Genomic DNA, 12,592 nt, shown 5'->3' on the forward strand with positions numbered 1-12,592 from the left:
CTTTTCCTACCCCCGCCCCCGCGCGGGGGGGGGGGGCGGCCCCGCGGGGGCGGCCCCCGGGGGGCGCCCCTCCCCCCCCCCCCGGGGGCCTTTCCGCCCCCCCTCCCCCCCCCCCCCCCCCGCCAAGACGCAAAGGAAAAGACGGCGGCGCGGCATGGCCCCGACGCGCCCACGATTCGCCGGTGCGCCGCCCTGGACGCTCAAACCGCTCTCCTCCGTGGCCGGGGCCCCGCCGGGCGGGGCGGGGCGGGGGGCCCCGGGCCCGGGGGCCCGCGCCCCCGCGGCGGGCCGGGGCCCCGCGGGGGGGGCCCCCGCCGCGCGCCCGCCGGGCCCGCGCGGATCTCTCTGCTTACTGCCTCTGCGTTCTCTGCGTCCCGCTTTTCGCCGGGGGGCGCCCGGGAGGGACCCGCCCAGACCCCCCCCCCCCCAAACGGAGGGCCGCCCAGACCGGAACTTTGGCCCCCCCCCCGCCCGGAATTTAAGCTTGCGTGGCCGGCCCGTACCACTTTTTCGCACCGCATTTTGTTGGCAGCGACGGCGGAAGCGAAAGGTTCCTCTTTTGGCCTCCGCCTTGGGACCGACAGGGGGTTCGGGAGGAGCTGCGCCCCGGGCGTCCACAATGAGGGCCGAGGCCACAGGGCACACGGCACCGCGCCGTCTGGGCGAAGGAGCGCCTGCGGCCCCGCCCCCGCCCTCGGCCCCCCTCGGCTTCCTCTGCGTTCCTCCGCGCCGGGCCGGCCCCGCCCCCCCCCCCCCCCCCCCCCCCCCCCCCCCCCGGCCCCCCCCCCCCCCCGCCCCCGCCGCCCCCCGCCCCGCCGCGCGGCGCGCGCGCCCGCGCGCCCGCCCCCCCCCCCCCCCCCCCCCCCCCGCCCCCCCCCCCCGCCCCGGCCCCCCCCGCCCCGCGCCCGCCCCCCCCCCCCGCCCCCCCCCCCGCCCCCCCCCCCCCGCGGCCCCCCCCCCCGCCCCCCCCCCCCCGGCGCACGCGCCCCCCCCCCCCCCCCCCCCGCCCCCCCCCCCGCCCGGCCCCCCCCCCGCCCCCCCCCCCCGGCCCGCCCCCCCGCCCGCCGCCCCCCCCCCCCCCCCCCCCCCCCCCCCCCGCCCCCCCCCCCCCCTCCCCCCCCCCCCCCCCCCCCCCCCCCCCCCCCCCCCCCCCCCCCCCCCCCCCGCCCCCCCCCGCCCCCCCCGCCGGCCGCCGCCCCCCCCCCCCCCCCCCCCCCCCCCCCCCCCCCCGGCCCCCCCCCGCCCCCCCCCGCCCCCCCCCCCCCCGCCGCCCACCGCCCCCCCCCGGCCCCCCCCCCCCCGGCGCCGGCCCCCCGGCCCCCCCCCCCGCCCCCCCCCCGGCCCCCCCCCCCCCTCCCGCCCCCCCCCCCCCGCCCCCCGCCGGGCCCCCCCCCCCCCCCGCCCCCCCCCCCCGCCCCCCCCCCCCCCCCCCCCCCCCGCCCCCGGGCGCGGGGCCCCCCCCCCGCCCCCCCCCCCCGCCCCGGCCCCCCCCCGGCCGGCCCGCCCCCCCCCCCCCCGCCCCCCCCCCCGCCGCCGCCCCCCCCCCCCCCGGCCCCCCCGCCCGCCCCCCCCCCCCCCCGCCCCCCCCCCCCCGGCCGCCCCCCCCCGGCCCCCCCCCGCCCGCCCCCGGGCCCCCCCCCCCCGGCCCCCCGCCCCCGCCCCCCCCCCCCCCGGGGCCCGCCCCCCGCCCCCCCGGCCCCCCCCCCGCCCGGGCGCGCCCCCCCCCCGCCCCCCCGGCCCCCCCCCCCCCCCCCCCCCCCCCCCCCCCCCCCCCCCGCCCCCCCGGCCCCCCCCCCCCCCCCCCCCCCCCCCCCCCCCCCCCCCGCCCCCCCGCCCCCCCCCGCCCGCGCCCCCTCGCCGGCCGCAACCGCCGACCTGAGCGACCGATGCTGCTCCGGCGCTGATCGTTTGCAGTTGGCGCTGTCCGGCGCGGCGCGATCGGACGTTTGGCATGACTGTCGGATGTCCGACGGCCTCGCCCTGCCCCGATGCTGATCTTCGGCAATCTCTGCCTGTGCCTCGCGGCACTGGTCTACCTGGTTCCATGGCAAATGGTGCTCAACGAGGTGCCGCGCGGGCCAGACGCCGGGGCGGGCGTGTTCTGGGGCGCGGTGATCATTGCGCTGCCGCTCGGGCTGCTGCTCACTGTCGGCTGGGTCGCGGTGGTGGCACGCGATGGCCTGCAGTGGCTGACCCAGGCGCGCGCCCTGCAGTACCTCGCGGTGCTGACCGGCGGCCTCGCGGTGACCGTGGTGATTGCGCTTGCGGCCGCGATGCGCACCGAGTCAGCCGCGCAGGTGCCGTGGGCGATCCGCCCGCTCGTTCCCTACGCCGCCTGGGTGCTGCCGCCGCTGCTGGTCGCCGGCGGGATCTTCCTGCTGAATGCCGCGGGCAGCGCCGTCCTGGTGAGCGCGTCACGCATTGGCTGGGTGGTCGCGGTGGCATCCGCGCTCGTGGTCTGCTGCGGATTGCTGGTCCAACTGGTCCAGTCCCAGGCAGCGCGCGCCGATGCGCGGGCGCAGGAAGAGACCGCGTTCCAGCTGAAGCGCGACCATCAGGTGTTTTCCGAGGTCGAGCGGATGACCGCCGCGCAAGACCTGCCGCGCCTGCTCAACCACAGCAATGTCTGGGAATCCCCGCGCATCCGGGAACTGGCGCTACGCAAGCTCGCCGACCACCCGGACCTCAGCGCCGGCGTCGAGCGTGAGCTGCGCGAAGGCGCCGCCTACGAGGCGATCATCTACCTGCAGGGCAATGACCCGCCCGATCCGGCCCGCCTGGCAGCCGCCGTCGCCATCGCGATCGAGCGCATCGCCGCGCGCCTCGCGGCCGAGATCGCCGGCACGCACACGCTGTACGCCGAGCAGGGCGAGCCCGAGGTGATCCGCATCCTCGAGGTCGTCGCCCGCTTCCAACGGTATGGCGTCGATTTCCGCCCGGCGCTGGTGAAACTGCGCCAGGCGCTGGACGATTCGCGCCCCAACCAGGTCCGCCTGCTGGCGCGATCGCGGCTGGATCGCTGGTTGGCGGAACACTGACGCTTTTCGCCAACGATGTGACCCGCCTGAATCAAGCGCAGGGGCACCGAGCCTGCTTCGCCAAGCAACGGATGCCTGGACCCAGCCCGCGCCGCGCAACCCGAAGCAAGGCCACCGCAGCGGACTCAAGCGGTGGTGAGATGCGCGACAGACCAACCCCCGTGCGCGTGCACTCGGATGCAATCCCGATCCGCCATCGAAAAAAAGGGGCGGCCCTGCGGCCGCCCCTTCCCGTGACCAACGCTTCTGCGATCAGCTCTGGCGGCGCACCGCCACAAAGCCCATCAGGCCCAACAGCAGCCCCAGCAGCATCAGGCCGGACTGGCTCAGCGTCGGGATCTCGTTGAACGGGTAACCGACCACCACGCTCAGCGACGCGTTGTTGTTGCCGGGCACCAGATCAGTCGTCTGCGACATCGTGTTGGCATTCACTGCGGTGTTGCCCTCGACATTGCTGTAGGCCACGACGGTCAAGGTGCGCGTCGCACCCGGAGCCGTTGCGCCCGCCCAGGTGCACACGATCGCACCGGTAGTGCCGATCTGTGGCGTGGTGCAGGTGGCACCGGTCGCGGAGTGACCACTGTAGCGGAAGTCCGGCGTCAGGGTGATCGTCACCGAGACGTCTTGCGCATCGGACGGCCCACCGTTGCTGCTGATCGCGGTGAATGTCACCGGGACGTTGATCAGGACTTCCGGCACCGAGGAGGTCAGGGTGACGCCCAGATCGGCCCTGGCGATCACATCTGTCGTCGTGCTTGCGCTGTTGTTCGCCCCATTCGGATCCGGCGAGCCGGCGGTCACGCTGGCGGTGGCATTGATCACCGTGTTCTCCAGCACCGAGGCCGCAACCAGCACCGTGATGGTGACCGTGCGCGAGGTGCCCGGCACGATGCTGCCGGTGATCGAGCAACTGATACCCGCGGCACAGGAACCACCGCCCGTCACTGTGCCGGAAACGAAGCTGGTACGGGTGGGCGTCGGCAGGTTGACGACCACGCCGGTGGCATCCGACGGACCGGCGTTGCTCACGACCGCCGTGTAGGTCAGCTGGGTGCCGGCGATCACCGGATCCGGCGCATCGGTCAGCGTGATGCCGAGGTCAGCCTGCACTTCCACTTGGGTAGCCGCGGTTGCCATGTTGTTCGCCAGCGCCGGATCGGTGGTAGCGGACGCCGCAGTCACGGTGGCGCTCAATGGCGCGGTTTGGCCCGAGTTCACGCTCACGACGATGGTGGCGGTGCGCGTGGCGCCTGGCACCGTTGCACCAGCCCAGGTGCACACCGAGGGGTCGCCCGCGGTGCAGATGCCGCCAGCGCTGGCGCCGACCGAGAACGACATGGTGCCGGCCGGAATCGGCAGGCTCACCGACACATCCTGCGCATCGGACAAGCCGCCGTTGGTCACCGTGGCAACGTAGGTCAACTGGGTTCCGGCGATCACCGGGTCCGGCGAGTCGCTCAAGGTGACGGACAGATCGGCCGCCGCATTGACCGTGGTGGCCACCGTGACGACGTTGTTGCCGCCCGCGGGATCGTTCGTTGCAGACATGACCTGCACGTCTGCATTGATGATCGTGCCCTGCGCCACGTTCGCCGCGATGGTGGTTGCCACGGTGACGGTGCGCACTGCCGCGGGAGCGGTGACGCCGACCCAGTTGCAGGTGATCGTGCCGGTGCCGCTGCAAACGCCGCCCGCGCTGGCCGTCACCGTGCCCTGGGTCACTTCCGCGGGCAGGTTCAGCGTCAGCTCGGCGTCCTGCGCATCGGAAGGTCCGGCGTTCGTCAGCGTAGCGGTGTAGCTCAGGGCATCGCCGGCGATGGCCGGGTCGGGCGTGTCGGTCAACGTCGCGACCAGGTCGGCGGCGGTGATCACGCCGGTACCAGCGGTCGAGGTGTTATCGGCCGGATCCGGATCCGGGGAGGCGGACGTAGTGGTCGCAGAGGCCGAGATCAGCGAGTTTTCGGCGGTGTTGGCCGGGACGCCGACCACCAGAGTCGCGGTACGGGTAGCGCCATTGGCGGTGCTGCCGGCCCAGGTGCAAGTCACCGGGCCGCTGCCGGCGCAGGTGCCACCGGCGCTGGCGCTGGAAGAGACGAAGGTCGTGCCGGCGGGCAACGGCAGGGTTACCGAGACATCTGAAGCCGCAACCGGGCCGGTGTTGGTCACCACTGCCGCGTAGCTGATCGTCTGGCCGGCCGTCACCGGATCCGGCGTGTCGGTCAACGTGATCGCGAGGTCAGCACCCACACCGCTGCCGAACGGGAAGGCCGGGTGATAAATGCACTGCGCGGACCCGGCGGGCACCGAGGCCGCCGTGTTGCAGGCGTAGTTCAGGGCGACCGTCGGCGGCGGCGCGTTCTGCAGGCCGGTGGTTGAGCCACTGCCCTCCTCGGGATTGCCGGCGCCATGCTGGAACACTATGCCGAAGCTGGTGGTGTAGAGCACCGCTTCGAAGGTGAAGGGGCCGCCGCCACCAAAGTGGGTCATGTTGGCCCACTGGAACACATAGCAGCCCTCCGCAGCGCCCCAGCCGCTCGGGCGCGGGCACACGGGGAAATGCTGGAAGTAGACGTCGCCGATCAGGTCGTCGTGCAAGGGATAGATGCGCGCGCCACCGCCGGTGCTGGGCAACACCGGCAACGGGCAGTCATTGCTGAGATCCCCGCCGGTATCGGCGGGATCGGTGCTCAGGTAGCCGTTGGTGATCGCGGCCAGTTGGGTGAAGGTCGAGCCGTAGAAGTTGAATGCGGGCCCCGGCAAGTTGACCGGCGCGCCCGCATCGTCACCAGTGACCACCAGCGTACCGGTCGCCGTGATGTCGATGAACTGCGCCGTGCACTGCGGCTCCGCCTGGTCGTAACCCTGGTAGCCGAAGGCATCCGGGCCGAACGCTGTGCGCGGCGTCGATGCGGGCGCGCCCACGGCCGGATTAGGATCCTTGGCTTCCTGGGCGCTGGCCGCGGTGGCGGCGAGCAACGCGACAGCCAGCAAGTGCTTTGGCAGATGCATGAGAGTTTCCCTGAATGAAGGACCTGGGCAAGGCGCCCGAACCGCAGGGAGGATACCCGTCCAGGTCACGAACTGCACCCATCAGATGGCGCCCGCCGCCGGCGTTATGCTGTGCACCCCATGACCGGCCAGCCGGCCAAGGGTATCTCACCAGGCACCGGGCGAAGGAAACGGCGATGGCAGGGACACAAGCGAAGGGACTTGCCCTTGCCGGCGGCTGCCTGCTGGCCGCAGCCGCAACGATCGCACAGGCGGGCGCAATCGAGCTGACGCCCTTGGGCGGAATGCCGCCGACCGACCATGTGGGACCCGGCGTCGGAATCGACTATTTCGCTTCTGGACTGGCCTTTGCCGATTTCGACAACGACCACAGCCTCGACCTGGTCATGACGTCCTCCAGCGCGGGCAATGTGCTGCTCGCCAATGCCGGTAACGGCGTGTTGCAGGTTTCGCCGCGATCGGCAGACATTGCGCTGCCAGGCGCCTTTCACGGCGGCGCACTGGCGCTGGACTACGACAACGACGGCTGGCGCGACCTGCTGGTGCTCTCCTTGGACCGGGTGCAGTTGTTTCGCAACCAGGCCGGCGAGGGCTTTGCCGATGTCACCGTGGCCTCGGGACTGGGCGACTTGCGGATCCAGGGCGAGTCCGCGGCGGCTGGCGACATCGACGGCGACGGCCTGCTCGACATCTACCTGGTCGGCTGGTTCGACATCGGCCACCCGCTGACCAGCGATCGCCTGCTGCGGCAACGCCAGGGCGGCGGCTTCGATGACTGGTCGGCAGCGCTGACACTGGCCACGCGCGCCCGCCCCGGTTTTGCCGCCAGCATGCTGGATCTGGACGACGACGGCGACCTCGACATCTACGTTGTCAACGACAAACAGGTCGGCAACGCACTCTGGCGCAACGATGGCCCGGGCTGCGGCAGTTGGTGTTTCACCGACGTGGCCGCGGCAACCGGCGCGGCCCGGCCGGTCTTCGGCATGGGCCTGGGCCATGGCGATTACGATCACGACGGCGATCTCGACCTGTACTTCTCCAGCATCGGCGAACAGGTGCTGCTGCGTAACGAGCTGCAGTCCGGTCACCTGGCTTTCACCGATGTCGGCAGCGCCAGCGGCACCCGCTTCACGGGCATCGGCTGGGGCGCCGAACTGGTCGATCTCGACAACGACGGCTGGCTCGACATTTACCTGTGCACGATGAACTCGGCGCCGTCGATGGGCAACCGGGTCTATCGCAACCGCGGCGACGGCAGCTTCGACGATGTCTCCCTGGCAAGCGGCGGCAGCGACAACGGACCGTCAGTGGGGCTTGCCCGCGGGGATTTCGACGACGATGGCCGGATCGATCTGGCGATCGGCAACTGGCGCGAGCGTTACGTCCTCTACCGCAACCAGACTGCGCCCGGCGGGAACTGGCTAGGACTGCGACTGGTCGGCACCGGCGCGGTCAACCGCGATGCGGTCGGCGCCAAGGTTTACATCAACGACAGCGCCGGGCGGCGCCACCGCCGGGATGTGCACCTGGGTTCGGGCATGGGCGGCAGCGGCGATGTCCGCATCCATGTCGGGCTCGGCAACGCCAGCGCTACCGACGGCCTGATCCGCTGGCCGGATGGCACCATCCAGTGGATCGCGCCAGTCATGGGCGCCTACCAGGATGTGGTGTACGCGGGCGTACCGGAACGGATGCACGCCAACGGCTTCGAGTAGGCCAGCCCGAGCCCAGGCGTCGCGGCGGCGCGGCCGGCCTTCTATGCTGCGCGCCAGTCCCATGTCGAACTGCCCATGTCGGCCGCCGTCCAAGAATTCCCCGAACATACGCCCCTGATGCGCCAGTACCTCGCGCTGAAGGCCGAGCAGCCCGACCTGTTGCTGCTGTTCCGCATGGGCGATTTCTACGAGTTGTTCTACGACGACGCGCGGCGCGCGGCGAGCCTGCTCGACATCACGCTGACCCAGCGCGGCCAGTCGGCCGGCGCACCGATCCCGATGGCCGGCGTACCGGTGCATGCACTCGACGGCTACCTCGCCAAGCTGATCCGGCTGGGCGAGGCCGCCGCCATCGCCGAACAGATCGGCGATCCGCGCGAAGCCAAGGGCCTGGTCGAACGCCGCATCACGCGCATCGTCACGCCGGGAACCGTGGTCGACGATGCGCTGCTGGAGCAGCGGCGGGACAATCTGTTGCTGGCGGTGGCGGTGGGAGAGCGGGGCAGGCTCCACGAGGGCACGAGGGCACAGGCCGCCCGGGCTCAAGGTGCGAGGGAGCCAACCGTCGGGGCTCTCCCCTGCCCCCTGCCCTCGTGCCCTCGCCTGGGCCTCGCCTGGCTGGACCTCGGCTCCGGCCGGATCCGTGTCAGCGAGATCGATGGCGAGGCGCTGGCGGCGGAGATTGCGCGGCTGGCGCCAGCGGAGACGCTGGTGCCGGAGGACTTGCTGTCGCTCGACGGCATCGAGGCCGGGCTGGTGCGCAAGCTGGCGCCGTGGCATTTCGACGTAGACGCCGGGCGCCGCGCGTTGACCCAGCAGTTCGCGGTGCGTGACTTGTCGGGCTTCGGCTGCGATCACCTCGGTGCGGCGCTCGGGGCCGCGGGCGCGCTGCTGCACTATGTGCGCGAGACCCAGAAGGCCGCGCTGCCGCGGCTGGCCGGCCTGGCGGTGGAACAGGGCGAGGACTCGCTGCACCTGGATGCCGCCACGCGGCGCCACCTGGAGATCGAGGAACACCCCTCGGGCCGGCGCGAGCACACCCTGATCGGCATTCTCGACCGCTGCCAGACGCCGATGGGCGCGCGCCTGTTGCGGCGCTGGCTGGCGCGTCCGCTGCGCGACCACGCCGAGTTGCGCCGGCGCCAGGATGCGATCGAATCGCTGCGCAACCTCGCGCTGATCGCGCCGTTGGCCACGGCGCTGGAGCCGCTGGGCGATGTCGAGCGCATGCTCGGGCGCGTGGCGCTGGGCTCCGCGCGCCCGCGAGACTTGTCCGGCTTGCGCAACGCGCTCGGCGCCTGCCCGGCCATCGCCGACCTGGCAGCACAAGGCGAGCCGAGCGCGCTGATCGAATGGGCGCAGGCGCTGTGCGGGATGGAAGACACCCACGCGCTGCTGCAGCGCGCGCTGGTGGCCGAGCCGCCGATCTTCATGCGCGACGGCGGCGTCATCGCGCCGGGCTTCGATGCCGAATTGGACGAACTGCGCACCCTGTCGGCCGGCGCGGACGAATTCCTGGTCGACCTGGAACGCCGCGAGCGCGAGGCCACCGGCATCGCCAACTTGCGCGTGGCCTACAACAAGGTGCACGGCTACTACCTCGAAGTCACCCGCTCGCAGCTCGAGCGCGTACCCGCGCGCTGGTCGCGGCGGCAGACGCTGAAGGGCGCCGAGCGCTACATCACCGAGGAACTGAAACTCTACGAAGACAAGGTGCTCGGCAGCCGCGAGCGCGCGCTGATGCGCGAGCGCGGGTTGTACGAGGAACTCGTCGCCGAGCTGCAGCGCCACCTGGACACCCTGCGCCTGGCCTCCGATGCCCTCGCCCACCTGGACGTCGTCACTGCGCTGGCCGATGGCGCCGAGCGCTGGAACTGGGTGCGCCCCACGCTGACCGACGAGCGCGTGCTCAAGATCGAGGGCGGACGCCACCCGGTAGTCGAGATCGTGCGCCGCGAGCCCTTCGAACCGAACGACCTCGACCTGCACAACGACCGCCGGATGCTGGTGATCACCGGCCCCAACATGGGCGGCAAGAGCACCTACATGCGCCAGAACGCGCTGATCGTGCTGCTGGCGCACATCGGCAGCGCGGTGCCCGCCACCCGCGCCCGCATCGGCCCGATCGACCGCATCTTCACCCGCATCGGCGCCGGCGACGACCTGGCCCGAGGCCAATCGACCTTCATGGTCGAGATGGCCGAGACCGCGCGGATCCTGCACAACGCCAGCGATACCAGCCTGGTGCTGATGGACGAGATCGGCCGCGGCACCAGCACCTACGACGGCCTGGCCATCGCACGCGCCTGCGCGATCGAACTGGCCGAGCGCAACCGCGCCTACACCCTGTTCGCCACCCACTACTTCGAGCTGACCGAGCTTGCCGACGAGTGCGAGGGCGTCGCCAATGTGCACCTGGACGCGGCCGAGCACGGTCATGCGCTGGTGTTCCTGCACGCCGTCAAGCCGGGTCCGGCGAATCGCAGCTTCGGCCTGCAGGTTGCCGCGCTGGCCGGCCTGCCCGGCCGCGTGCTCAAGCGCGCGGAGGCGGTGCTGCGCGGGCTGGAGGACGGGGCAAGGGCCACGGGGCACGGGGCACGCGACGAAGCCGGGACCCGGGACCCGGGACCCGGGACGCGCCAGGGCGGCAGAACCGAAGCAAAGCCGGCGCAGTTCGATCTGTTCGCGCCGCCCTCGCCCGCGCTGGATGCGCTGCGCGACATCGATCCCGATGCGCTGACTCCGCGCCAGGCGCTGGACCTGCTGTACCGGCTGAAGGCGCTGTCGCAGTAGGCCGGGGTACGCGCAACGCGCGTTCCCCGGCTGCTCGCCGCAATTTACCGGCGGTGAATCGCTGCTCGATCCACCGCCTACGCAACCGCTCATCCAAAGTCGTGACGCTGCGCTCAGGCGCCATCGGCTAGCCTTGCGCGCTCTTATCCGGACTTGCGACCATGGCGATGAATGGCGGGCGCGTAATCGCGCTGCTCGGAGTAGGACTGTTCACCGGCGCGCTCGGTGCCTTTGTGGTGATGAGCACGCTGGCGCAGCGGCACACGGTGCCGCGCGGCACAATGGCGCTGATGCAGTACCACATGGGCCAGGCGCGCAAGGCCGCGCGCTCGACCGGTTGCGATGCGCCAGCGGCGGTACGCCACCTTGGCCGCATGCGCGACCTGGCCCAGGATTCCACCCCGATCTTCGATGCGATCGGCTATGTGGACGCCACCTACGAGCGTCGCCGGGACAGCTTCATCGTCGAGATCGACAAGGGCCTGGCCTCCGGACCGGACTGCGAAGTCATCGGCACTGCGCTGAAGCAGATTGCCGACGCCTGCGAGGCCTGTCACCACGATACGCGCTAGCCGGCGTGGCTGGGCTAGACTGAGGAGGTCTGCCCAGCCACCCAATCGCAGTGAACCGGGAGCATTTCAACACGGACCGCGCCACGGTGATCGTGGGTCCCGACGTGGACCCGCGGGACCGGCCGCCGCGACTGATCGTGGTCAGCGGCATCTACCTGGGACACCAGTTGGAAATCGGCACCGAGCCGGTGGTGGTCGGTCGCGCAGTGGAAGCCACCCTGAGCCTGCCGCACCCCAGCGTATCGCGCAGCCATTGCCGCGTCTGGCGCGAAGGAGACCGGTTCTTCATCGAAGACCTCGGCTCCACCAACAAGACCTACCTCAACGGGCAGGCGGTGATGCGCGCCGAGCTCAGCGACGGCGACCAGATCGGCGTGGGCAACCACGCGCTCAAGTTCTTCTGCGGCGCGAGTGCGGAAGCACGTTACCACCAGGAACTGATCGACTTGGCCGTGCATGACGGCCTCACCGGTTTCTTCAATCGACGCCACTTCCGCATGCTGCTCGACGAGCATGTCGTGCGCGCGCGCGCCGGCGTCCCGCTGGCGGTGCTGATCATCGATCTCGACCACTTCAAGCAGATCAACGACCACTTCGGTCATCTGATCGGCGACCAGGTCATCGCCAACGTCTCGCAGCTGATCCGCGAAATGAGCTATTCCAGCTGCCAGCTCGGCCGGCTGGGCGGCGAGGAGTTCGCCGTGGCCTTGCCCGAAGCACCGCACGATGAGGCCTGCGGCTTCGCCGAGCGCATCCGCGCGGCCATCGCGCAGCACCGCTTCGACATCCGCGGCCAGCCCCATCCGATCACCACCAGCGTGGGCGTGGCCAGCTGGGGCAGCGCGATGCAGAGCAGCGCGGACCTGCTCCGCCTGGCCGACGAGCGCCTGTACAAGGCCAAGGCGAACGGGCGCAACCGCGTCGAGTCGGCTTTGAACGGCAAGGCCCTTTGCGTCCAGCGCTTTCTTGGGGCTGTTGCGTCTGCGTTCCATTTGTCGCGGTTAGTGTGATGAGAACCCCGCACCTGGCCATGACTCCTTGAGCACCCTCGCCTTGACCCTGGCTGGCTGCGCCAGCGCCGCAGCGGCGCTGGCCCATGTCGCTTGCGTGCTGATCGGCGCGCCGGCCTACCGCGCAATGGGCGCGGGCGAGCGCATGGCGCGCGCGGCCGAAGCCGGCCTGTTGCAGCCCACGGTACTCACCCTCGGCATTGCCGGCATGCTCGGCATCTGGGCGCTATACGCATTCTCCGCGGCCGGCCTGCTGCCGCGCCTGCCGCTGATGCGCTGGGCACTGGTGCTGATCAGCACTGTCTACCTCGCTCGCGCCCTCGCCTTCCCGTTGTTGATGGCGTCGTTCCCGGAAAACTCGCTGCGCTTCTGGCTGGTGTCCTCGTCGATCTGCCTGGCGATCGGCGCGCTGCATGCCTGGGGCACCTGGTCGCGTTGGGCGGAGGTGGTGA

General features: G+C 72.1%; 6 protein-coding genes and 1 pseudogene. 6 read left to right on the forward strand and 1 reads right to left on the reverse strand.

Annotated elements, in window-relative coordinates; translation table 11 throughout:
* Nucleotides 1-1,988: 1,988 nt before the first annotated feature.
* The gene (locus tag IPK27_22070) at nt 1,989-3,038 is read left to right on the forward strand and encodes a hypothetical protein (GenBank protein ID MBK8070194.1); all 1,050 of its coding nucleotides are present in this window, start codon (nt 1,989-1,991) and stop codon (nt 3,036-3,038) included.
* Between the two features lie 252 nt (nt 3,039-3,290).
* Here the strand turns inward: IPK27_22070 and IPK27_22075 are convergent, their stop codons facing one another.
* A complete protein-coding gene (locus tag IPK27_22075) occupies nt 3,291-6,047 on the reverse strand; it encodes a DUF11 domain-containing protein (protein ID MBK8070195.1) in 2,757 nt (918 codons plus the stop codon).
* Between the two features lie 176 nt (nt 6,048-6,223).
* Here IPK27_22075 and IPK27_22080 point away from each other — a divergent pair, with 176 nt between their 5' ends.
* From IPK27_22080 to IPK27_22100, 5 genes and pseudogenes are all read left to right on the forward strand, one after another.
* Nucleotides 6,224-7,765: a CRTAC1 family protein gene (locus tag IPK27_22080; protein MBK8070196.1), complete on the forward strand. Its 1,542-nt coding sequence runs from the start codon at nt 6,224-6,226 to the stop codon at nt 7,763-7,765.
* Between the two features lie 117 nt (nt 7,766-7,882).
* Nucleotides 7,883-10,558 carry a DNA mismatch repair protein MutS gene (mutS, locus tag IPK27_22085; GenBank protein MBK8070197.1) on the forward strand — a complete coding sequence of 892 codons (2,676 nt, stop codon included), beginning with the start codon at nt 7,883-7,885 and terminating at the stop codon, nt 10,556-10,558.
* 161 nt (nt 10,559-10,719) lie between these two features.
* Nucleotides 10,720-11,130, forward strand: coding sequence for a hypothetical protein (locus tag IPK27_22090; GenBank protein MBK8070198.1), 411 nt, complete (start codon nt 10,720-10,722; stop codon nt 11,128-11,130).
* Nucleotides 11,131-11,180: 50 nt separating this feature from the next.
* On the forward strand, nt 11,181-12,140 hold the full coding sequence (locus IPK27_22095; protein ID MBK8070199.1) for a GGDEF domain-containing protein: 960 nt from the start codon (nt 11,181-11,183) through the stop codon (nt 12,138-12,140).
* 28 nt (nt 12,141-12,168) lie between these two features.
* A pseudogene (locus tag IPK27_22100) lies at nt 12,169-12,585 on the forward strand (hypothetical protein).
* The last annotated feature ends 7 nt before the right edge of the window (nt 12,586-12,592 follow it).

Source organism: Rhodanobacteraceae bacterium (assembly GCA_016713135.1).
In the GTDB taxonomy this organism is placed as follows: Bacteria; Pseudomonadota; Gammaproteobacteria; order Xanthomonadales; family SZUA-5; genus JADKFD01.